The organism is Nocardia sp. NPDC059229 (assembly GCF_042754165.1).
In the GTDB taxonomy this organism is placed as follows: Bacteria; Actinomycetota; Actinomycetes; order Mycobacteriales; family Mycobacteriaceae; genus Nocardia.
The window spans coordinates 467,006-488,809 of sequence record NZ_JBHZAK010000002.1 but is presented as its reverse complement, the minus strand read 5'-3'; the positions used below and the strand labels follow the sequence as shown (position 1 = coordinate 488,809).

The 21,804-nt window shown below is 68.3% G+C and carries 21 protein-coding genes; 8 read left to right on the top strand and 13 right to left on the bottom strand.

The features are described 5' to 3' along the window. Window positions 1-6: 6 nt before the first annotated feature. From ACFXHE_RS08550 to ACFXHE_RS08535, 4 genes are all read right to left on the bottom strand, one after another. The gene (locus tag ACFXHE_RS08550; RefSeq protein WP_379381213.1) at window positions 7-444 is read right to left on the bottom strand and encodes a heme-binding protein; all 438 of its coding nucleotides are present in this window, start codon (window positions 442-444) and stop codon (window positions 7-9) included. 189 nt (window positions 445-633) lie between these two features. Next, window positions 634-1,206 (bottom strand): dihydrofolate reductase family protein, encoded by a 573-nt coding sequence (locus ACFXHE_RS08545; protein ID WP_379381211.1) that lies wholly within the window; start codon window positions 1,204-1,206, stop codon window positions 634-636. Window positions 1,207-1,267: 61 nt separating this feature from the next. Further along, the gene (locus ACFXHE_RS08540) at window positions 1,268-2,002 is read right to left on the bottom strand and encodes an SRPBCC domain-containing protein (protein ID WP_379381209.1); all 735 of its coding nucleotides are present in this window, start codon (window positions 2,000-2,002) and stop codon (window positions 1,268-1,270) included. Between the two features lie 2 nt (window positions 2,003-2,004). After that, window positions 2,005-2,622, bottom strand: coding sequence for an ArsR/SmtB family transcription factor (locus ACFXHE_RS08535; RefSeq protein WP_379381207.1), 618 nt, complete (start codon window positions 2,620-2,622; stop codon window positions 2,005-2,007). A gap of 209 nt (window positions 2,623-2,831) precedes the next feature. On the opposite strand from ACFXHE_RS08535, the gene ACFXHE_RS08530 reads away from it, so the two are divergent. The 3 genes from ACFXHE_RS08530 to ACFXHE_RS08520 all read left to right on the top strand — a co-directional run bounded on the left by ACFXHE_RS08530 (window position 2,832) and on the right by ACFXHE_RS08520 (window position 5,500). Next, window positions 2,832-3,362, top strand: coding sequence for a hypothetical protein (locus tag ACFXHE_RS08530; RefSeq protein WP_379381206.1), 531 nt, complete (start codon window positions 2,832-2,834; stop codon window positions 3,360-3,362). Between the two features lie 107 nt (window positions 3,363-3,469). Further along, window positions 3,470-4,654 (top strand): NAD(P)/FAD-dependent oxidoreductase, encoded by a 1,185-nt coding sequence (locus ACFXHE_RS08525; RefSeq protein ID WP_379381204.1) that lies wholly within the window; start codon window positions 3,470-3,472, stop codon window positions 4,652-4,654. Between the two features lie 321 nt (window positions 4,655-4,975). Beyond that, the gene (locus tag ACFXHE_RS08520) at window positions 4,976-5,500 is read left to right on the top strand and encodes a hypothetical protein (RefSeq protein ID WP_379381202.1); all 525 of its coding nucleotides are present in this window, start codon (window positions 4,976-4,978) and stop codon (window positions 5,498-5,500) included. Here ACFXHE_RS08520 and ACFXHE_RS08515 read toward each other — a convergent pair. Further along, window positions 5,481-6,704 (bottom strand): site-specific integrase, encoded by a 1,224-nt coding sequence (locus tag ACFXHE_RS08515; RefSeq protein WP_379381200.1) that lies wholly within the window; start codon window positions 6,702-6,704, stop codon window positions 5,481-5,483. The two genes, ACFXHE_RS08520 and ACFXHE_RS08515, sit on opposite strands and share 20 nt — an antisense overlap. Window positions 6,705-6,727: 23 nt before the next feature. Between ACFXHE_RS08515 and ACFXHE_RS08510 the strand changes: the two genes are divergently transcribed. Continuing rightward, window positions 6,728-7,945: an epoxide hydrolase family protein gene (locus ACFXHE_RS08510; RefSeq protein ID WP_379381198.1), complete on the top strand. Its 1,218-nt coding sequence runs from the start codon at window positions 6,728-6,730 to the stop codon at window positions 7,943-7,945. A 192-nt stretch (window positions 7,946-8,137) separates the two neighbouring features. Here ACFXHE_RS08510 and ACFXHE_RS08505 read toward each other — a convergent pair whose 3' ends face one another. Both ACFXHE_RS08505 and ACFXHE_RS08500 read right to left on the bottom strand, forming a co-directional pair. Further along, the gene (locus ACFXHE_RS08505) at window positions 8,138-8,485 is read right to left on the bottom strand and encodes a nitroreductase/quinone reductase family protein (RefSeq protein WP_379381196.1); all 348 of its coding nucleotides are present in this window, start codon (window positions 8,483-8,485) and stop codon (window positions 8,138-8,140) included. 57 nt (window positions 8,486-8,542) lie between these two features. Continuing rightward, entirely contained in the window at window positions 8,543-8,737 is a 195-nt protein-coding gene (locus ACFXHE_RS08500; RefSeq protein ID WP_379381194.1) for a hypothetical protein, read from the bottom strand. Between the two features lie 111 nt (window positions 8,738-8,848). Here ACFXHE_RS08500 and ACFXHE_RS08495 point away from each other — a divergent pair, with 111 nt between their 5' ends. After that, a complete protein-coding gene (locus tag ACFXHE_RS08495; protein WP_379381192.1) occupies window positions 8,849-9,721 on the top strand; it encodes a class II glutamine amidotransferase in 873 nt (290 codons plus the stop codon). 29 nt (window positions 9,722-9,750) lie between these two features. Here the strand turns inward: ACFXHE_RS08495 and ACFXHE_RS08490 are convergent, their stop codons facing one another. Both ACFXHE_RS08490 and dinB read right to left on the bottom strand, forming a co-directional pair. Further along, window positions 9,751-10,548, bottom strand: coding sequence for a HugZ family protein (locus ACFXHE_RS08490; protein ID WP_379381190.1), 798 nt, complete (start codon window positions 10,546-10,548; stop codon window positions 9,751-9,753). 36 nt (window positions 10,549-10,584) lie between these two features. Further along, window positions 10,585-11,814, bottom strand: a complete 1,230-nt coding sequence (gene dinB / locus ACFXHE_RS08485) for a DNA polymerase IV (protein ID WP_379381188.1) — start codon at window positions 11,812-11,814, stop codon at window positions 10,585-10,587. A 130-nt stretch (window positions 11,815-11,944) separates the two neighbouring features. Here dinB and ACFXHE_RS08480 point away from each other — a divergent pair, with 130 nt between their 5' ends. Then, on the top strand, window positions 11,945-13,849 hold the full coding sequence (locus ACFXHE_RS08480) for an alkyl/aryl-sulfatase (protein WP_379381187.1): 1,905 nt from the start codon (window positions 11,945-11,947) through the stop codon (window positions 13,847-13,849). Between the two features lie 15 nt (window positions 13,850-13,864). Here ACFXHE_RS08480 and ACFXHE_RS08475 read toward each other — a convergent pair whose 3' ends face one another. After that, window positions 13,865-14,500, bottom strand: a complete 636-nt coding sequence (locus tag ACFXHE_RS08475; RefSeq protein ID WP_379381185.1) for a TetR/AcrR family transcriptional regulator — start codon at window positions 14,498-14,500, stop codon at window positions 13,865-13,867. Window positions 14,501-14,580: 80 nt separating this feature from the next. On the opposite strand from ACFXHE_RS08475, the gene ACFXHE_RS08470 reads away from it, so the two are divergent. Beyond that, entirely contained in the window at window positions 14,581-16,089 is a 1,509-nt protein-coding gene (locus ACFXHE_RS08470; RefSeq protein WP_379381184.1) for an FAD-dependent monooxygenase, read from the top strand. A gap of 117 nt (window positions 16,090-16,206) precedes the next feature. Here the strand turns inward: ACFXHE_RS08470 and ACFXHE_RS08465 are convergent, their stop codons facing one another. After that, on the bottom strand, window positions 16,207-18,237 hold the full coding sequence (locus ACFXHE_RS08465; protein ID WP_379381182.1) for an ArnT family glycosyltransferase: 2,031 nt from the start codon (window positions 18,235-18,237) through the stop codon (window positions 16,207-16,209). 86 nt (window positions 18,238-18,323) lie between these two features. Between ACFXHE_RS08465 and ACFXHE_RS08460 the strand changes: the two genes are divergently transcribed. After that, a complete protein-coding gene (locus tag ACFXHE_RS08460; RefSeq protein WP_379381180.1) occupies window positions 18,324-19,562 on the top strand; it encodes a serine hydrolase in 1,239 nt (412 codons plus the stop codon). A gap of 57 nt (window positions 19,563-19,619) precedes the next feature. On the opposite strand, the gene ACFXHE_RS08455 is transcribed toward ACFXHE_RS08460, so the two are convergent. Both ACFXHE_RS08455 and ACFXHE_RS08450 read right to left on the bottom strand, forming a co-directional pair. Continuing rightward, a complete protein-coding gene (locus ACFXHE_RS08455) occupies window positions 19,620-20,417 on the bottom strand; it encodes a TetR/AcrR family transcriptional regulator (RefSeq protein ID WP_379381178.1) in 798 nt (265 codons plus the stop codon). 73 nt (window positions 20,418-20,490) lie between these two features. Next, on the bottom strand, window positions 20,491-21,714 hold the full coding sequence (locus ACFXHE_RS08450) for an oxygenase MpaB family protein (RefSeq protein ID WP_379381405.1): 1,224 nt from the start codon (window positions 21,712-21,714) through the stop codon (window positions 20,491-20,493). Between the last annotated feature and the right edge of the window lie 90 nt (window positions 21,715-21,804).

The following is a 21,804-nucleotide window of genomic DNA, read 5'->3' as shown; positions in this document are numbered from 1 at the left end:
ACCCAATTAGGCTGGGTGAGAATGGTCTTCGTGCCACTGCTCGACAGCAGTTCGCACAGCCAACTCATCTTCTTTGGCGTGGGCACCCGAGGCCCCGGCCGCACCCAGAATCACCCCGTTCTCGGTCACGAGAACACCGCCGGCGTACGGCACGAAATCACCGCCATAAAGATGCTGGATACTGCCGGTGATCGCTCCCGGCAATTCGATACCCCCCGACGCTCGCAGCGTCAGCAATGCCGTGCGCGCCTTCGCCACCGCAATCCGGCTCGTCATCGGCATCCCGCCGTCGGCACGCCGCAACACGATCACCGACCCGGTGACATCGACAACTGCTACGGCCAGTGGCGGAAACTCACGCTCGGCCCCCACTCGCAGTGCAGCCGCAACCAACCAATCAGCATCAGCCAAAGCCAAACCCGGCAACCGGGGAGTCTCACCCATCCCCACACCCTATCCCCGCGCCCGGGAACATCCGTCCGCCCGCTGGATCGAATTCGCCTCGTGGTCAACATCTTCGGCGAAATTCGACGCCATGTCCGAGCAATGGTGTAGTGAGGGCCGGTCGGCCCGCGTATACCACGGGCCAACCGGCGAGTCCTCCACGGAACTGCCGGATCCGGGCCGGATGCCTCAGCGGACGACATCGAAGATGTTCTTCTGGATTCCGTTGGAGTAGGTGGCGGCCTCGACCAGCTTCAGCTTCTGGGCGTCCTTGTCGGACTCGGAGAACAGGCGCTTGCCCGCGCCGAGCAGGACCGGGAAGACCAGCAGGTGGTAGCGGTCGATCAGGCCCGCGTCGGAGAGGGCGCGATTGAGCGAGGCGCTGCCGTGGATGATGATCGGGCCGCCGTCGGTGTGCTTCAGGGCGGCCACCTCGTCGACGGAGCGCAGGATGGTGGTCTCGCCCCAGTTCGTCACCAGATCGGCATCGGTGAGGGTGGTGGAGACCACGTATTTCGGCATGCCCTTGTACCCGGCGAAATCCGCCATGTCCGGCCACACCGGGCTGAACGCCTCATAGCTGACGCGGCCCATCAGTATCGCGGTGGCTTCCTCCTGCTCCCGTCCCTTGATCTCGTAGGCCTCGGGAACGAATTCGACGTCCTTGAAGGTCCAGCCGGAGTTCCGGTAGCCGGGTTCGCCACCTGGGCCCTCCACGACGCCGTCGAGGGAAATGAAGGCGGTGCTGATGAGAGTGCGCATGCTCTGCTCCTTGATATGTGGTGTGTTGGTTGGTGATTCGAATGGTTCGGCCGGGGCTGCTTCAGCCCAGCAGGCTGGTGAGCCACTGTTGCCAGGCGACCTCGGCCCCGGCGGTGTCGGGACCGAAGAGGTGATGGAACATCAGCGCGAGTCCGGTGGGGGCGTGGTGGAAGGTGTAGAGCCCGTCGGCGGTGCGGATCTCGAAACGCTCGTCGTCGGCCCAGACCACCTCACCGTCCAGCGCCGGCAGGCCCGCCGGTTCGGCCTGCACCCGCGCGCCCACCGCCACCGGGTCCGGTAGCGCCAGCGCCCGGACGAGCGCCGACCGCACCGCCTGCCCGGAAGATCCCATGGCGACGGCGAATACGGGAGCTGCGATCCGGCCCGGGAAGTGCGTCAGGTATTCGCGCAGCGTGTTCAGGTGGAACGGCCAGCCGCGGCGCAGGGCGTCGTATTCGTCCTGCCAGTCGTCGCCCAGCATGCCGCTGTGGACCACCCGCAGCACGGTGCTGCCGCCCTCGCGCCCCTCGAGCAGATACTCGAAGGCCATGAACCGGCCGTCCTCGTCGGTCCCGGTGCGGGTCGCGAAGTGCTTGCCCGGCTCGTACGCGGTGATCACCGACTCTTCCCGCCGGCCACCGGTATCCATGGCGGCGATCCCGCCCGTCCGTGCCTCGACCTCGTTGCGCCCCATGAACCAGGAGTCGATTCCCGGACCGGTCGCGATCGCCTCCCAGACCTGGTCCGGGCTCGCGGGCAGGGTCGCCTCCAGCTCGATCTCGAACGGATGCCCCATGGTCAGTTCTCCTGTCCTGCTCCGGATTCGGTGTCTTTCCGCGCGGTGGGTATCTGGTGCATGCCGATGACCACCCGGTGGTCGCGCCCGCCCGGTGCGGACTCGTCGTGGTAGCGGCTGACCAGTGTCGTCACCGCCTGTGCCAGCTCCTCGGCGAACGCCGCCCGGTCGGCCGCGGAGGCGAACCGCACCTGCGCGTCGATCCCGAAGGTCGCGACCCGCCGCTGGGCCCGGGCCGCGCCGGTCAGCAGCGCCCCGACCTCCTGCACCAGCCGCGCGCCCAGCGCCACCAGCCACCGCGCCGACAACTGGTCGGGCGAGCGCGCGGGATCCGGACTGACCGCACCCAGCGCGCTGGGGGAGATCACGTAAGAGGCTGCCGTAGCGCGGAATACACGCTCGGTGACATTGCCCTTGCGCCGTTCCTCGACCAGCTCGACCAGCCCGTGCCGCTCCAGCTCCTTGAGGTGGTAGTTCACCTTCTGCCGTGGTAGCCCGAGCCGACCGGCGAGCATCGCGGCCGAGCCCGGCTCGGCGAGAGCGGCGAGGATCCGGGACCGGATCGGGTCCAGGGAAGCCTCGGCCGCGGCGGGTTCTTCGATCACGACGACGTCCAGCACCACCCCAGAGTCTCACCGACAAAAAAATTTGTCAAGGAAGACGAAGTTGTCGGATGCCGAATGCCGCGGGTGCCGTCCGCGGTCGACCGGGTTTCCGGCATTGACACCGGCCGGGTCGCGCCGCACGCTGCGCCGGTGACAATTTTCTTCATGGTGGTCATCCCGACAGCGGCGGTCACCACAGCGGCGGCTCCATCGACTGACGCGCGATGACCGTTCCTGCCGACTTCGGTCCGGACGCCTACGTCGCACGCACGGGACTGTGGCGGTGGCGCCGCGCGTCGCACGGCCGAGTGGTCTTCGCCGTCCACGGTGCGGGTGTCTACTTCGCTGCCGACGCGTTCGGCCCTGCCCAGACCGTGCCCTGGTCGCGAATCTGCGCGATCGAGCTGTTCACCGAAACCACCTCGACACCGCGAAATCAGTTCCGCCACCGCTGCATCGGCGTGCGGGCCCGCGGCACCACCCAACCCTCCCGAGGCGGTCCGGCCGCCCGCCCGATACCCGAGTCGTCGGCCCGGCTCCTGCGCGACGCCGGTCGCGCCGACCTGATCCCCGGCGCCGACGGCACCATCCGCTGGGCATACCGCCGCATGACGGGCTGGCGCGTATCGCGTGAGAGCCTGACCTCGGCCGTCACCCGCCACGCTCCGCACATTCCGGTCATCGACGGTCCGCCCTGGCCGCCTGCCCTGACCTGGTCCGAGGCGCTCACGGCCCGCAAGCGACGGCCTCGGTGACGTCGGCGTCGCGGTGAACCGCGTCACTGACACGCGCCGCGATGTCACACATCGGGCTCGAATGGTGTCTTCATGTCCGATACCACCAACGGTGAAGGAGGGCGGACATGGAACGGGTCGTCAGGGTCGTCGTGGTCGGCGGCGGATATGCGGGGATCATCGCAGCCAACCGGCTGCGGACTCGGGAGGACGTGCAGATCACGGTGATCAACCCGCGGCCGCGGTTCGTGGAGCGAATTCGGTTGCACCAGTTGGTCGCCGGCTCCGGTTCCGCCGCGGTCGAGTACGACGCGCTGCTCGGCGCGGGGATCCGGCTGATCGTCGATGAGGCGACGGTGATCGATGGGGTGCGGCGCAGCGTGGCGCTGAAGAGCGGAGGCAACGTGGCCTACGACTACCTCATCTACGCCGTCGGCAGCCACGGGGCGGCCCCGGCCGTCCCGGGCGCAGCCGAATACGCCTACGACATCGCGGAATTCGAGCACGCTGAGCAACTGCGCGACGCGCTGGCCGGTGCGGACGCGGCCGCGCCGGTGACCGTGGTCGGTGCCGGGCCCACCGGCATCGAAACCGCCGCCGAGCTCGCCGAGCAGGGCCGCTCGGTCACCCTGGTGTGCGGGGGCCTGCTCGGCCCGTACCTGACAACGGCCGCCCGCCGCTCGGTCGCCCGGCAGCTGACCACACTCGGCGTGACCATCGTCGACGGTCCGGATGCGAAGGTCACCGCCGTTCACCCGCACAGTGTCGTGCTGGCCGACGGTCGCGAACTGCCCAGCCCGATCACGGTGTGGACGGCCGGTTTCGGTGTCCCGGACCTGGCCGCCCGCAGCGGCCTGAGCACAGACGCCGTCGGCCGCCTGCTCACCGACGAAACCCTCACCAGCATCGACGATCCGCGCATCCTGGCCGCCGGTGACGCCGCCGCCCCCTCCGGTCAACCCCTGCGCATGAGCTGCCAGGCCGCCATCCCGCTCGGCGCCCACGCTGCCGGAACCATTCTGAGCCGCCTCGCCGAATCCGAGCCCGCCGCAATCGATATCGCGTTCATCGGCCAGTGCATCAGCCTGGGCCGCAAACGCGCGACCATGCAGCTGGCCCACTTCGACGACACCGCCCGTCGGGCCTACCTCGCCGGCCGGTTCGCGGCCACGGTCAAAGAAGCCATCTGCAAGTCCACGGTGTGGGGCCTGGCCCGCGAAGCCCGAAAGCCTGGCTCCTACTCCGCGATCAAAGGCGGCAAGCGTCAGCAACGTATCGCGGCCGCGATGGCGTTGGCCGATCAACAGAGATAGACGTGTGCGCTATCGTGACGTAGCGGTATTGCCGCCGTGCAGTATTCGATCTCGCCGTCCGCGCGCTGGGGCGGTGTGTTTGGCTTCGTCAACAGGATCGCTGGTCGAGCCGCTCGGCAAGACTCGGAAGAACCTGCGCGACACCCGGGCGTGGCTTCATACCTCCAACAGGATCTGCACAAGAGCGTCGGGGGCTTCGGCGGCAATGTTGTGTCCGGTCGGCACGGTGTGCACGTGCCAGCCGGGGTCGCGCGAAAGTCTTTGGTAGACCTCGGTGAATGGGGTGCCGGACCAGCCGGCCAAGTAGATGTAGTCCTTGCGATGGACCCGAGGCGTGTCGTCGAGCCGGATCTTCTGCAGGAACGACGCGAGGGGGTGTGGGGTCGTCCGTGCATCCAAGCCGGGCGGCGGCTCGACGCTGTGCCCGTCGGCCCGGGCTCCGGACTGCTTTACCGGCAGGAGGAGCCCGGCCGCGGAGCCACCCCGCGCCAGGTGCTCTCCCTCACCGCCGCAGGCCATGCCGAGTTGCTCCGCAGGCTCCGCGAGCCGGCCGAGGTCGAGATCACCGACCGCAATTCATTTCTGGTACTGCTCGCCTTCCTCGGCCGCCTACCCGATCCGGCTGACCAGGCTCGAGTCCTCCTCCGCCGTCTGCACTTCATGGACGGCCCGGCCGGCTACTTCTATGCCGACGGCAAACCCCTGCGCGCCGCCGATATGACCGACCGATTCCGCAAGGGTATGCTCACCCTCGCTGCGGCAACCAGCCGCGCGGACCGCGCCTGGCTGGAGTCCACGATCGCAGACCTCGTACCCGATCGGGGCTCTACAGGCCCAGCTTGGTGACGGCGTTGTCTTCCAAAGGATTTGCCGTCCGGATGTAGCCGTGGACGGTGCGGGGGTTGGACCACCGGCCCTGGCGCATGATCTCGCGGTCGCTGGCGCCGCCGAGGGCGGCCTGGGTGGCGAAGCCGGCGCGCAGGGAGTGACCGGAGAACAGGGTGGGGTCGAGGCCGGCGCGGGCGGCATAGCGTTTGACGAGTTCGGCGACCGCGCGGCCGGACATGGCGGTGGCGGCGATGCCGCCGTGGCGTGAAATGGCCGGGAACAGCGGCAGATTCGGGTCGGTGAGGGTGGTGCCGGTGAAGCCGTGGCAGCGGTGGATGTGGGGGTCGGGCGTCGGGGTGGTGCCGAGCCAGGCGCGCAGGTCGGTGGCGACGTGCGCCTCGCGCAGGCGGGTCCAGTCGGCGAAGGCGCAGACGGGGCAGGTGTGCGGGCGCTGACCGCGAGGCAGGGCGACGCGTTGTTCATTGACGCCGGTGGCGTCGGTCTTGGTGGCGGGCAGCTGGATCAGCAGCAGCGGCTCGCCGGTGGTGTGGTCGGTGGTGACCGCGACATCGGCGACCCGCAGCGCGGCGATCTCACTGCGGCGCAGCGCCCCCGCGAATCCGACCAGCAACAGCAGTGTGTCGCGACGGCGGGCCGGTTCGGTGGGCCACTGCGCGGCCGGCAACTCGTTCAGCAGCTGATCGAGGGTGTGCAGCAGCACCGGCCGCTTCCGCTTGGGACGGGTGCGCCGGGTGCGGCGGATACCGCGCAGGGTCAGCCGCACCACGTCGGCGCGGGTGGGGGAGGGCAATCCGTTGGCGGCGTGCACGGCGGCCAGCGCCGCGGCTTTGCGCTCCAAAGTGGCAGCGCTGAAGGCCCATTCGCCGTTCTCCCGCCGCGCGTCCGCCGCCGCGGCCAGATACACCGCCACATCCAGGGCGTCCGCCGGTAGTGCCTGCCGCGCTTCCGCCGCGCACCAGGCCGCCCACGCGATCCAGTCGGTTCGGTACGCGCGCAAGGTATTCGCCGACTGCGACGCCTCGAGATACCGCCGCAGCGATCCGGCCTGCACCTCGTCGAAGCGATCGCGCACCAGCCGCAGCGCCGCCGCGTCGACCAGCACACTGCGTACCCCGCGCCGCAATTCGCCGCGCACCTCGTCGGGCACCGCGATCACCGCGGCCTGTTCCACCGGCTCGGTGACCTCCGTCGGATCTGGCATGTCCCCGACCCTAGATTGAATATGTGCTCCCGTTGCAGCAGACCCCGATTCACGTGTCCGACGACATCCTCGACGACCTCCGGCAGCGCCTGACCCGGACCCGCTGGTTCGACGACGACGGCAATGCCGACGGCCACTACGGTGTGCCCACCGCCTATCTGCGCGACCTGGTCGACCACTGGCGTACCGACTTCGATTGGCGTGCACAGGAAAAGGCCATGAACGCCTACGAGCACCACCGCATCGAGGTGGACGGCGTCCCCATTCACTTCCTGCGCAAGCCCGGCGTCGGCGACAACCCGATCCCGCTGATCCTCACCCACGGCTGGCCCTGGACCTTCTGGCACTGGTCCAAAGTGATCGACCCGCTGTCCGATCCGGCGGCGCACGGCGGTGATCCCGCCGACGCGTTCGAGGTCATCGTCCCCTCGCTGCCCGGTTTCGGCTTCTCCACCCCGATACCGTCGCGCCCGGATCTGAACTTCTGGATGATCGCCGACCTCTGGCACACCCTCATGACCGATGTGCTGGGCCATCGCACCTACGCCGCCGCCGGATGCGATGTCGGCGCTCTGGTCACCGGCCAGCTCGGCCACAAGTACGCCGACGCCCTCTACGGGATCCATATCGGCTCCGGTCAGCGCCTGGACCTGTTCAACGGCGAACGCGCCTGGGACATCACCGGCGGCCGCCCGATTCCCGAGGGCCTGCCCGGCGACGTGCACGCACGAATCATCGAGCTGGAGAAGCGATTCGCGGTCCACCTGTCCGCCCAGATGCTCGCCCCCGCTACCCTGGCGCACGGCCTGTCGGATTCACCCGCGGGCATGCTGGCCTGGATCCTGGAGCGCTGGATGCGCTGGAGCGACCACCGCGGCGGCGACTTCGAATCCGTGTTCAGCAAAGACGAGGTCTTGACCCACGCGACCATCTACTGGGCGACCAACTGCATCGGCAGCTCGATGCGCCTCTACGCCAACCACAATCGCTACCCCTGGACCCCGTCCCACGACCGCTGGCCCGTGATCGAGGCCCCCACCGGCCTCACCTTCGTCGCCCACGAGAACCCGCCCGGCGTCACCACTGCCCAACGCGCCCAGCAGTTCCGCGACAGCGACCGCGGCGCCTGGTACCACCTCGTGAATGTGACCGCCCACGATTACGGCGGCCATTTCATCCCCTGGGAGGTTCCGTCCGAATGGACCGACGACCTCCGCCGCACCTTCCGCGACCGCCGCTAGCCTTCCTCCACCTCTGCGATGGGGCTTGCGGGGAGGTCGCTCGCAAGCCCCACGGAACGCCGGCGGAAATCGTGTCAGGGGTCTTGCCGTGATCGGGCGAAACGCGACACTTTCACGCTGCGGCCGTGCGGGTCAGCACGACGACGGGGATCTCCCACTCCACTCCTGCTTGGAAATCGGCCATGAACGGCGTCATCTCGAGCTGCCGGTCCCACAGCCGTGCCCGCTCGTCCCACTCGCAACCACAGCGGTGACCGGCCAGGTCTCGGTGCCCACCTCGACCGTCCCGGCCGGGTTTGCCGCCAGGTTGTGATACCAGCCCGGCCGGTGCGGCCGGCCGCCATTGGCGGCGAAGACCACCAGGCGGTCGCCGTCGCGCTGATAGGCCAGCGGCCAGGTGCGGTCCTGCCCGGTGCGGGCCCCGGTGGTGGTCAGCAACAGGAGATCATGCTCGGCGAACTGCCCGCCGACCTGTCCGCCCCCGGCCCGGAATTGCTCGATCACTTCTTCGTGCAGTCGCTGACGCGCAACGTCGGTCATCGTCGGCATCAACTGTGTTGCCGCCGTGGGTATTCCGCTCCCGGCGGCGAATCCGCCTCAGTGCTGCAACCGCCATTCCGCATCCGGTTTCGGAAGCGGCCAGGTCCACCCGTTCTTCATACGCAGTTCCAGTAACTGCTGCCGGCGACCACACGACTGCTCGGTGTCACCGTCGCCCTCGACGCAGTTGCGGTGGATCCACATCATGGCTTCCACCGTGCCCGAGAGGCGCATGGCGTCATGCTCGGGCATACGATGATGCTCGAGTACCGACGGCGTGTCCGACATGGCCCAATCATCCCTCAGCCCGGCCGTGCTGTCGTCCAGTCCGCGCGTCTTCGCCTCTCGTGAGAGGAGTTGGTCATGTGTCGTCTGTTCGGACTCTCGGCCGCGCCGCAGCGGGTGCACGCCACCTTCTGGTTGCTGGAGGCGCCGGACAGCCTGTCCCAGCAAAGTCACCGCGAACCCGACGGCGTCGGCCTGGGCACCTTCACCGCCGCGGGCGCGCCGCTGGTGGAGAAGCAGCCGATCGCCGCCTACGAGGATCGGCTCTTCGCGCAGGAGGCCCGCGAATGCGAATCCGAAACCTTCGTCGCGCATGTCCGCTTCGCGTCCACGGGCGGGCTGAACACGCGCAATACCCATCCGTTCGAGCAGCACGGGCGCCTGTTCGCGCACAACGGGGTGCTACAGGGACTCGACGAGCTGGATCACGAACTCGGTGACTATCGCCGACTCGTCCACGGCGACACCGACTCCGAGCGCTTCTTCGCCCTGATCACCGCCCGGATCGACCATCACGCGGGCGATGTCACCGCGGGCATCACCGACGCGGTCGGCTGGATCGCCGACCGGCTGCCGCTCTACGCGCTCAACCTGATCCTCACCACCGCGACCGAGCTGTGGGCCCTGCGCTATCCCGACACTCACGACCTGTATGTCCTCGAGCGCGCCGCCGGTGGCGCACAGGGCGATCAGCGGCTCGACCACGTGAGCCACCGTCACAGGGGCATTCGCACCAGCAGTGGCGCGCTGACCGACTATCCCGCGGTCGTCATCGCCAGCGAACGCATGGACGACGACCCCGGATGGCGGCTCCTCGCCTCCGGCGAACTGCTCCACGTCAACGGGCGTCTGGATGTGCGGTCCAGCATCATCCGGGATTCCCCACCCCGCCACCTGCTTTCGCTCGCCGACCTCGACGAGACCGCCGCCGCCTCCCAGACCGCGCACTGACGATCGCCACTGCGGCATGATCCGGTCGGTCACTCCGGTCGCGAGACCCGGGCCAGATCGACAGTGGCCGCGCGCAAGTCGGCGATGCTGTCGATCGGCGCGAGATAGCCGATACGGGTGACCGCGATGCCACGCGGGGTGGTGACCCGCAGGTCGAGGCCGAAGCGGTCGGCGCGTTCGCAGACCGCGGCGGTCGCGTCCGGATAGCCGCCGCGGGCATGGGCCATGTCCAGCAACGCGTCCGCGTGATCGTCATTGAGATGTGCGATGGCACGGGCCGCACCGGGGATGATCGGATCGGCCTGGGCGGCCGCGTATTCGTCGGCGGTCGCGGAATCCATGCGGCCGTACCCGCCGACCCAGCGGGCCCGCTGCACACGCAGCACCCACACTGTGAAATCGCTGAAGTCGATGTAGGTCTTGGCCGCCGGGACCGCGGCCAGGTGGGCCTCGCGGGCCGCTACCGCCTCCTCGCCCTGCGGGCGTTCCGCGACACCGGCGAGCGTCAATCGCGTTCCGGCCAGCGGGTCCTCCGGCAGCTCCGGGGTCACGATGGACAGGCTGGCGCGCGGATCGGCCGCCAGGTTTCGGCCGTGCTCGGCCATCCGGGACACGCACAGGACCGGTTGTCCCGCAAGCAGTCCATACGTGACGAAACTGGCCCAGGGGCCGCCGTCGGCAGACAGGGTGGCCAGGGTGGCCGTATTCGTCGCCGCGGCAACGGTTCTGGCCTCATCCGCCGCGGACGGCCGGGTGGTGATCGCGATGGGGGTCAGCGGCGGGGGAGTCGAGGGCGCGTCGCCCGGATCGCCGTGGTCGAGAGCCATGCGTCACAGGCTACCCGCGCGGCCGAACAGGACCGATCAGTCGGGAAGGATTGGCACCGACAGCCCTTCGCCCTTCCGCAGCAGGGCCGCACGCGTGACGGTGCCCGCGCCGAAGCGATCGCGCAGTGCGTCCAGAGTCGAATCGAGAGTGGATTCCGCACGCGGCTCGAACGGCAGCGACAGCTGCATGGTGTCGGCGTCGTCCAGATTGGTGAGGGACAGGCCGATGAGAGTGAGGCCGCCGCGCTCCCGGATCAGCGGCATGGTCGCGGCCAGCAGAGTGCGGGCCGCCCGCAGGACGGTCTCGCCGCTGTCGGTCGCCTCGGCCAGCGTGTGCGAGCGGGTGGCGCGCGTGAAATCGTCGAAACGCATGCGCAGCACCACCGTTCGGCACACCCGCCGGGCTGTGCGCAGCCGGTGCCCGAGCCGGTCGGCCAGTCCGTGCAGATACGCCTCGAGCTCCTCGTCGCTGCGATGGCGGCGGCCCAGTGCCCGCTGTGCGCCGATCGAGCGCCGGCGCCGCCCGGTGTCCACCCGGCGCGGGTCCCGCGCCCACGACAGGGCGTGCAGATGCCTGCCCGTGGCCGGACCGAGCACCGCCGCGAGCGGCCCCTCACCCAGGTCCGCGAGCTGCCCGACCTTGGTGATGCCGCGTTCACGCAGCTCCCGCGCCGTTACCTCGCCGACTCCCCACAGGCGTTCCACCGGCAGTGGATGCAGGAATTCCAGCTCCCGGTCGGGCGGAACCTCCAGCAGCCCATCGGGTTTGGATACCGCGCTGGCCACCTTGGCCAGGAACTTCGTGCGCGCCACCCCGACCGAGATGGGCAGTCCGACCTCCGCGCGCACCCGCACCCGCAGCCCGCGCGCGATATCGACCGGAGTGCCCGCGATCCGCCACAGTCCGGCCACATCGAGAAACGCCTCGTCGATGGAGATGCCCTCCACCTCGGGCGTGGTATCGCGAAAGATCTCGAAGACCGCCTTGCTGGCCTCCGAATACGCCGACATTCGCGGCGGCACCACGATCGCATTGGGGCACAAGCTCAGTGCCTGACGCACATTCATGGGCGTCCGCACCCCGAACGCCTTCGCCTCGTAACTGGCGGCCAGCACGACCCCGCCGCCGACGAGCACCGGCCGCCCCCGCAGCCGCGGACTGTCGCGCTGCTCCACCGACGCATAGAAGGAGTCCAGGTCGGCATGCAGAATCGCCGCCCGCTCGGGGCGCGCGCTCATCCTCGTGATCGAACCGGACACGAACATATGTTCGCATACCCGTCGGTCTGTTGTCCGCGTGTCCCGCTCACCCGACCGATTCGCGCCAAACGGCTGAGGCGTAGCTTTCAAGGCGCGGCAACACTTCGGGCAACACGGATCGAAGAATGGAGTCGACATGTGCACCCAGCCGAAACCTGCGACCCCGGATACCGCCCGCGTGAATCGTGAAGCGGCCGCACACTACGACCTGGCGAACGTGCAGGACTACTCGGATGTGCGACGCGGCCTGATCGCCGAACTGCCGGGCAATGTCATCGCCGGTGACGGTTCGGTCATCTTCGACCCGCACGCCCTGGACTGGATCGAAGAGGGTGCGCCCGCGCCCGACACGGTCGATCCGAGCCTGTGGCGGCAGAGTCAGCTCATCAAACTGGGCGGCCTGTATCAGGTGTGCGATCGGATCTACCAGGTCCGCAACAACGACATGGCCAACCTGACCGTCATCGAGGGCGACGACGGATTGATCGTGGTCGACTGCATGTTCGGGGTGGAGTCGGCGAAGCAGGGCATGGACCTGATCCGCGCGCACGTTTCCGACAAACCCGTCGCGGCCGTCATCTACACCCACACTCACGTCGACCACTACGGCGGCGTGAAGGGCGTGATCGATCCCGCGGACGTGGCGTCGGGGAAGGTTCCGATCATCGCCCCGGGCACGATCAAGTCGTTCGACAAGTTCGCCATCGGTGAGAACGTCATCGCCGGAAATGCCATGTCGCGCCGCAGTTTCTACGCCTTCGGCGGCCTGCTGGACCTGAACGCCACTGGACACATCACCTGCGGCATCGGCATCATCTCCACCAAAGGCGCGACCGTCTCCTACATTTCGCCCACCGACTCGATCACCGAGACCGGCACACGGCGCGAGATCGCCGGACTGGAATTCGAATTCCTCTACGCCCCTGACACCGAGGCGCCCGAGGAATTGCACATCTGGATTCCGGAGCTGAAGGCGCTGACCTGCGCGGAGAACGCGAACCATGCGCTGCACAACATTCAGACCCTACGCGGCGCCCGCACCCGCGACGCCCGCAATTTCGCCCGCTACCTCGACGAGTCACTGGAACGGTGGGGCGACGATGCCGTGGTGCACTACGGCCCGCACACCTGGCCGGTGTGGGGCAATGACCAGGTGTGTGCCCTGCTGGAATCACAGCGCGACACCTACAAGTACATCCACGACCAAGCGCTGCGGCTGGCCAACAAGGGATACACGCCGTTGGAGGCGGCCGAGATCATCGAACTGCCCGACGAATTGGGCCGCACCTGGGCCAATCGCGGCTACCACGGCACCGTGCATCACAATGTGCGCGCAGTGTTCACCAAGGAGCTCGGCATGTGGGACGGCGATCCGGTGTCGCTGCACCCGCACACGCCGGTCGACTCGGCCACCCGCTTCGTCGAATTCGCCGGAGCCGACGCGATTCTCGCCGAGGGCCATCGCGCTTTCGAAGCCGGCGATTATCGGTGGGCGACAGAGATCCTGCACAAACTGGTCTTCGCCGATCCGGGCAATACCGCGGCGCGGGAATTGCAGGCCGACGCCTACGAGCAGATGGGGTATCAGGCCGAGGGGCCGCAGTGGCGGGGCGTCTTCCTCAGCGCCGCAAAGGAATTGCGTGCGGGTGTGCAGCCGCCGCCCTATGTGACGGCCAGCCCGGACTCGATTCTGGCCATGCCGATCGACATCCTCTTCGACTTCGTCGCGGTCCACGTCATCGGCGAGCAGGCCACCGGCGCGAACATCAGCATCAATCTCGATTTCACCGATTCGGGACAGCAGTGGACGATGTGGGTGCGCCGCGGCGTCCTCAACGCCCGCCAGGGGCGCGCCGACGACGCCCGGCTGACGGTGTCGGGCCCGAAGGCGGCGCTCGTCGGAGTGCTGCTGACCCCGGGCAGCGCCGGGGAACTCGCCCGCTCGGGCGCCATCACCCTCGACGGTGATATGACCGCACTCGGCGAACTCGCCACGCTGCTGGACGATTTCGAGCCGACATTCCCGATCGTCACCCCCTGATCGGGCGACACTCGGCTACCGGCGGTCCTCGCGGACTGTCCCCGCGAGGATGGCGGTGAGGCCGGCGGTGAATCTGCGGTCCCGCTCGCCGGTCATGATGGAGATGGTGTCGCCGGTGGGGTTCGGGCGGGGGGCGTCGGCAGTGAGGGCCGAGACCAGTGGCTGCCATTCGCCGGATCGCACGAGTTCCAGGTAGGCCTGCTCCTCGATGACGAAACCGGTTGTGTAGGAACGCAGGACCGATTGCAGGTCGCCGGGCTCGAAGGGCGGTACGACGATGCCCTGTAGAAGTGCCATCAGGGTGCCCGACAGATTCACCGTGGCCGCGAAGGGGGAGTAGGAGCCCGCGACGATGCGGCCGCCGTCACGGAATCGGAGCATCGCCGCGCGCATGCGCTCACAGCAGGCGATGACCTGGGCGAGCGTCGGGGCCTCGAGGTCGATATCGGAGAGGTCGATGGTGGCGTAGACGGCATCGGACATGGCGCGCTGGAGATCTCGGCGATCCTTCAGATGCTTGTACAGCGCGCCGGGAGTCACCTCGGCGGCCGCTGCCAGTCGCCGCATGGTGAGCGCGTCCAATCCGTTCGCCGACACGTACTCGTGGGCGATTTCTACCAGCCGATCCCGGCTCAATCCACGTTTGACCATCGGTCCAGAGCCTAGCGGCGGCCTCGGCGGCCGGGTTTGCGTGGTTGACGACACGGATCACCTCCCTTAGCCTTCGTCTGGTGAACAATGTTTACCACACTGGTGTCGTCATCGCCGGAGCCGGTCCGACCGGGCTGATGCTCGCCTGCGAATTACGGCTCGCGGGAATCGAAGTGGTCCTGCTCGACGCCCTCACCGCGCGCACCGGACAGTCACGGGCGGGCGGCATCCACGCCCGGACCATGGAGATCCTCGATCAGCGCGGGCTGGTGGAGCGAGTGCGGCCGCACGGCTATGTGTTCCGGGGCCGGGGTCCGGGGCATTTCGCCGGGCTGCCCATCGAGTTCGGCGATCTGGCCACCCGGTACCCGACCGGGCTGGTCATCACCCAGGCCGACGTCGAGACCCAACTCGACCGGTACGCAACAGAATTGGGTGCACCCGTGCAGTGGGACTCACCGGTTGTCGACCTCGAACAGAACTCCGATGGTGTCGAGATCCGGGTCGGTGGTGCGCACGGCCGCCGCATCCGGGCCGCATATCTGGTCGGCTGCGACGGTGGCCGCAGTGCGGTCCGCAAGCTGGCCGGGATCGAGTTCGCCGGGACCGACGCGACCATGGTCGGCATGATCGCCGACGCCGAACTGGCGGACCCGCCGCCCGGCTGGATCCTGACCGAGCGTCGCGGACCGGGTGATTTCTCGGTACTGCCGTTTCAGCCCGGCTGGTTCCGGCTCATGGTCAACCGGCACGACCGCGTCCTCGACCACGCGGCCCCACCCTCCTTCGAGGACTTCCGGGCGTCCTTCCGCGAGGTGGCCGGCACCGACTACGGGATGCACAGTCCCCGCTGGGTGTCGCAGTTCGGCGACGCGGCCCGCCTGGCCGCACGCTACCGTTCGAACCGCGTACTGCTGGCGGGCGATGCCGCGCACATCCATTTCCCCGCCGGCGGCCAGGGATTGAACACCGGGGTGCAGGATGCCGCCAATCTGGGTTGGAAGCTGGCCGCCGTTCTGAAGGGCCACGCGCCCGAGGCCTTGCTCGACACCTACGAATCCGAACGCCGACCGGTCGCGGCGCGCGTCCTGCAGAACACCCGCGCCCAGACCGCGCTCATGCGCCCCGGGCCGCACACCGAGGCGCTGCGCGAAACGCTCGCCGGACTCTTCGATATCGACGAGGTCCGAAACCGCCTCGGCGGCATGCTCTTCGCCCTGGACATCCGCTACGACGTCGGCGACGGCCACCCGCTGTCCGGCTATCGCGTCCCCGACGTCGACCTTACGCTGCCCACCGGCGGTACGCGCGTCCACGAACTACTCCGCAGCGGCCGCCCGGTCCTGCTGTCCCTGAACGGAACCCGCCCGCGAATCGACGACTGGCAGGGTCACATCGACGTCGTCCACGCCCGATGCGATGCGGGCCGGTGGTCGGTACCCGGCCTTGGCGAGATCCCCGCGCCGACAGCAGTCCTGGTCCGGCCGGACGGCTATGTGGCATGGGCCGCGGATGAACCCAGCGACACGGGTCTTTTCGAAGCGCTCAGCGCCTGGGTCGGTCCGAGTGCTGCTGCACACCGGGCCTGACAGGCGCGGAGCGAGTTCACGAGGTTCTCCATAGCGGCCCGGAAAAACCTCGGCGGCGTCCCCGGATCGACGGGACTCGGTGGGCCGAGCCGGAATCCGGGGACGCCGCCGAATGGATCAGTGCGGCTGGACCGTCAGGTCGTAGGCCGCCATGTAACCGAAGTGCAGGGTCGCCGTGTAGTGGGCGGTCACCCAGTCGAGGATCTCCTTGTTGCCCGTCGGACGCCAGACGCCCTGCTTCGCACCCGATTGCGCGGGCGCAGCGGTGTCACCGGGCTTCGGATCCACCCGCCAGGAGTCGGGGAGCGGGACCTCGGGAGCCAGGTAGTAGGTGATCTCATGGTTGCGGACCATGTCCTCGAACTGGGGCAGCGTCGGCACCGGGTCCTCGGAGGTGAAGCCGCCGATGGCGAGGACCGAAGTGCGGCTGGCCAATTCGAGCCCGGCCGCGGGCGACGAACGGTCGATGGCGGCCGACCACTTGGTATTGGTCTGCTGCAGGAGGGTAACCAGCTGCGGATCGGTCTGACCGCCGAACAGCGTCTCGAGCTGCTTGCGGAACTGGTCGGCCGGTCCGGCCTTCTTGGGCTGGGGCGGGCCCACGGTCGGGCCGCCGCCGGTGTGCGACTGCGGCAGGGTCGCGGCCGCATACGCCGTGGAGCCGGTCAGGCCCGCGATCACACCGACCACGAGTAGCACCGTGGTCCCGCGGCCGCGCAGCCGGTCCCAGCGGGCCGCAATCGGCAGCGCCAGCACGAGCAATCCCAGCGCCGTGATCACGGTGACCGCCAGCACCGTCCAGCGCAGCCACGGCTGCCAGTCGGAATTGCGGTGCAGCAGAACGAAACCCCAGATCCCCGCCGAGAGGATCAGCCCGGCGCCGCCCACGCGGCCGAACGCCTGGGCCCGTCGCCGCCACATCTCGTACACACCGATGGCGAAGCAGCCCGCGATCGCCGGGGCGACGGCGAGGGTGTAGTAGGCGTGCATGCCCGACTTCATCGCCGAGAACAGCACCCCGTCGATGACCAGCCACAGACCGAACACCAGCGCCGCGCCGCGGATCAGATCGGTGCGCGGCCGGCGGCCCCGCGACACCAGCACCAGCACGAACGCGAGCAGCGCGGCCGGCAGCAGCCACGAGATCTCGAAACCGATCTCACCGGTGAACATCCGGTCCGGCCCGTTGCCGAACCCGCCACCGAATCCGCCGCCCTCGAGCGCCTTCGGAATCTGGTAGCCCTCGGGCAGTTCGAAGGGGTTCTTGGCGTTGCCGCCCATGTGGTTCTTGCCCAGGTAGCGGGCGAAACCGTTGTAGCCCAGCACCAGATCCATGAAGGTGTTGTCCTTCGATCCCGCCAGGTAGGGGCGAGAATCGGCGGGCCAGAGAATGGTGAGCAGCACGTACCAGCCGGAAGAGACGATCAGCGCGCCCAGCGCCGCCAGCGAGTGCAGCAGCCGGTTGCGCAGCGTGGTCGGCGCGACGATCACATAGGCCAGCCCGAGCGCGGGCAGCACCATGAGGCCCTCGAGCATCTTGGCCAGGAACGCGAATCCCAGTGCGACACCGGTCAGCACGATCCACTTCAGGCTCGCCCGCGGCAGCGCGCGCACGGTGCAGTAGGCCGCGGCGGTCATGAGCAGCACCATGGCGGCGTCCGGATTGTTGAACCGGAACATCAACGCCACCACGGGCGTCACCGCGAGCACCAGACCCGCCAGCAGGCCCGCGCCGCGGCTGTGGGTGACCCGGGTGACCGCGCCGTACATGAGCGCGACCGCGCCCACCGCCATGATTGCCTGCGGTGCAAACATGCTCGCGCTGCTGAACCCGAACAGCTGCCCGGACAGGCCCTCGACCCACTGCGAGACCGGCGGCTTGTCGACGGTGATGAAGTTGCCCGGGTCCAGCGACCCGAACAGCAGCGCCTTCCAGTTCTGCGATCCGGACCAGGCGGCCGCCGCGTAGAAGCCGTTGCCCATCTGGTTGACCGTGATGTTCCACAGGTATGCGACGGCGGTGCCGATGAGCAGCAGCGCCAGCGCCGGCCGTTCCCAGCGGCGGGCGGGGGAGAGGCCTTCCGATGATGGCTCGGATGGCGGGGCGGTCGGTTCGGACGGGGCCAGCTCGGCAGTGGTCACGCTCACCGCGGGAGTGTGTCGCGCCAGCCGGTGAAGACCCTGACTCCTTGCTGGGAGCTTCCTGTGAACCGCGATCTCCCTATGCTGGTCGGATGAGCCCAGGTATGACAGCGCTGGTGCGGATCGACCCGGACCTCGACGCGGTGACCACCCTCGGACCCGAAGCCGACCCCGCCGACGCCGGACTCGCGCCCGGCGATATCGAGGCGATCTGGCGATCCGTGCAGGACTGGTACCGCATGGGAACCACACCCGCCATCCAGGTGTGCCTGCGCCGTCACGGCCACATCGTGCTGAACCGGGCCATCGGCCACGGCTGGGGCAATACGCCCAAGGATTCCCCCGACGCCGACAAACGCCCCGTGACCCCCGACTCGCCCTTCTGCGGATTCTCCACGGCCAAGGGCGTATCCGCCGCCCTGATGTTCATGCTCATCGAACAGGGCGCCTTCGCGCTCACCGACCCCGTCCGCGACTACATCCCCGAATTCGCCGGCCACGGCAAGGACCGCATCACCATCGGCGACGTCCTCTCCCATTCCGCGGGCGTCCCGTTCATCACCCCGCCCCACCGCGGCTCCGACCTGGTCCTCGACGAGGAACTCGCCGTCCAGGGCCTGGCCGACCTGGTTCCGAGCTGGCCGCCCAACCGGTTTCGCGTCTATCACGCACTGACCGGCGGACTGATCCAGCGCCTGCTGGTCCAGCGCGCCACCGGCAAAGCCATGCGCGACCATCTGCGCGAACAGGTCCTCGAACCACTCGGCTTCCGCTGGACCAATTTCGGCGTCCGCCCCGAGGACGTCGACCAGGTGGTGCCCAGCGTCAAGGTCGGCCCCGGACCCTCGAAACTCTGGCGCCACCTGGCAGGCCGAGCCCTCGGCGGCGGCCTTTCCGGCCCGACCGACCCGGACGCCGCCCGCGCCTTCCTCACCGCCGAACTCCCCTCCGGCAACCTCGTCACCACCGCCGCCGAACTCTCCCGCTTCTATGAAATCCTCACCCGCGGCGGAGAACTCGACGGAATCCGCATCATGCGCCCCGAAACCCTCGCCGCCGCAATCCATCCCGCCCCCTGGCTGCCCGGCATGGCGGGCCGCGTCTCCGCGGCAGGCTACGAACTGGGCGCCCGCCGCTCGAAGTTCGGCCGCGACACCGAATCCCACTTCGGCCGCAGCGGCCTCACCACCCAATACGGCTGGTCCGATCGTGCCCGCAACCTGTCGGGCGCCATCCTCACCAGCGGCAAGGCCCAGGCCGACGCCGACCGCCCCTGGCGCCTGGTCGCCCAGATATCCGCGACCATGAATCCCCGCACCGATCGCGGATGACGGTTCGGCCACCGTGACAGAACCGGACTTCGCAAGACGATCGCCAGTGTTCGCGTGCTATCGCCCGTGCGGGTCGAGCATGGGGACCAGGAATTGGCGGGCGAGGGCGGTGAGTTGTTCGTCGTCGTCGAGGTCGACGACCTGGCTCGGAACTGCCAGGAACGAGGCGCAGATTCGGACCATCAACTCGGCGACCAGCTCGACCTGCAAGTCCGGGGGGATGGTGCCGGCCCGCTGTTCCTGGCGGAGTTGCTGAGCTACGAATTCTCGGACCATGGCGACCGCTCGTCCGTCGTCGCCGACGAGTGAGCTGACGAAGTGGTCGGGTTCGGCGGTGATCAGTCCACCGATGAGGGGGTTGCCGCGCAGCGCGCGCAGGGAGCTCACGAATCCGAGGACGACGCGGTCGCCGACATTCGTCGCCGCCGCGATATCGACGAGGAATGTGTCGAAGTACCGGCGGAATTCACGCAGGATGACGCGCTCGACCAGTTCTTCCTTGGTGGCGAAGCGGCGATAGACGGTGATCCGTGAGATCCCCGCGGTGCGCGCGACATCCTCCATGGTCGAGCGCTGGATACCCCACCGCCGGAATTGTTCCTCGGCCGCGTCGAGGATGCGGGTGCGCATCGGGTCGGTGTCGTCGACCTGTTCGACAGCCTGCAGGTAGGCGCGTTCGAGCAAGGATTTCCCGGCGGGGAGCTCATTCGCGGGCGGCGCAGATTCCACGGTGTCCTCCTGAAACATCTTGTCCTGCGTCAGTTCTCGGGCTGCGCCGCGATCGCGCTTCGCCTGATGTTCGCGTTGCACGTACTCCACATCGTTGTTGATACGCAGGTACGTTAGCTGTTTCATTGAGTCCAGCGGGGTATCACGCGCCGGGCCGAGTGTCGTCCATACCGGAGTGTCCCTGGACGAGGACGGCGAATCATCGGTTGGTCAGCGGGATTTCGATACTCAGGGGCATCCGTAGCTCGGCCACGTACCACAGGGCGAACTGGCGCAGGAACTCGTCGAACATCCAATAGGGTGCGTCCACCGCCGGCGCCACCGACAACACTCCTTCCCGAACCGCGACGAACGGACCCCACGCCACCTCGAGCAGCGGGCTCCAGACCGGTTCCCGAGGAATGTTGAGCCAGTCGGCGACCTTGTCTCCCATGATGAATCGGGTGAACGCGCCCAGAATGCCGCGGCTGAGCAGCGTCAGGTCGAGATCGGCGCCGAGGTTGAGCAACTGGTTGGCCAGGTCGTTGCCCTCCGCGGTCGGTGCCAGGATCGGGTCGAGCTGCTGGCTTGCCTGCGCATCGGCCTGCTCCCAGGTCGCAGGGATGTACTCGTCGCGAATGCCGAGCAGATGCGCGGCCAGCTGCCAACTGTGCAGGTAGCCATCGGATTCGGCGGCCGGGATAGGCACCTTCCATGCGGTGAGGGTCCGCATGATGGTGGTGGCCAAGCTGTGCCAGGTGACCATCATGTCGTCCTGGCTGATCGGTGTGACGCCAGCGGGCCAGTGCGGCGACTGCGGCAGCAGATGCCGGACGGACGCGTGGATGATCCTTGTTTTCACACAGGTCACGATCATCTCGCCGCCGTCCCCGTAGGCATTGACCGTGCCGATGTCGTACCCGAATTTCGCGGTCTTGGCGATGCGCTCCTTCAGGTGCGATCCGCCGCGTGAGTAGTACACCGCGAGGGCCTCGTGCGGGATGACCGTGGACATCATGCCGCTGGCGAACGCATACAGCACGCCGAGATACAGACCGCGCTTCTTGTTGAACTCGAAGGAACTGGCCAGCTTGCCCTGGTCGGTCCACGAGGGCAGCTGACGAGCGGATTCGATGAAGTCCGCCAAGCCTTTCGGCAGGCCGGCGGGCAAGGGCTGGTCGTTGTAGACCCAGGTCGCCAGCAGCCTGTTGACCTCGGGCACATCGGCGTGGTCGATCACATCCGCCAGGACGGAATCGGCATCGGGGTCGTACACGGTCAACGGGTCGGCGCCGCCACCGGCGCCGACCACCGAATCGGCGGGCGACCACCTCCATGGCTCCGCCCTCGCGGTACGCGCGGTCAGAGTCATCGCACCGACGACGCCCAACAAACCGCCACCTGCCCTCAATGCGTCGCGCCTGCTGAGACGGTGTGCATCCATGCGGATTTCCTGTTCGTGAGTCTGATACACAGACACATGAGATGTATCTGTGTATCTTGATGAGAGCACACCGTGACGGCTGTCACAACC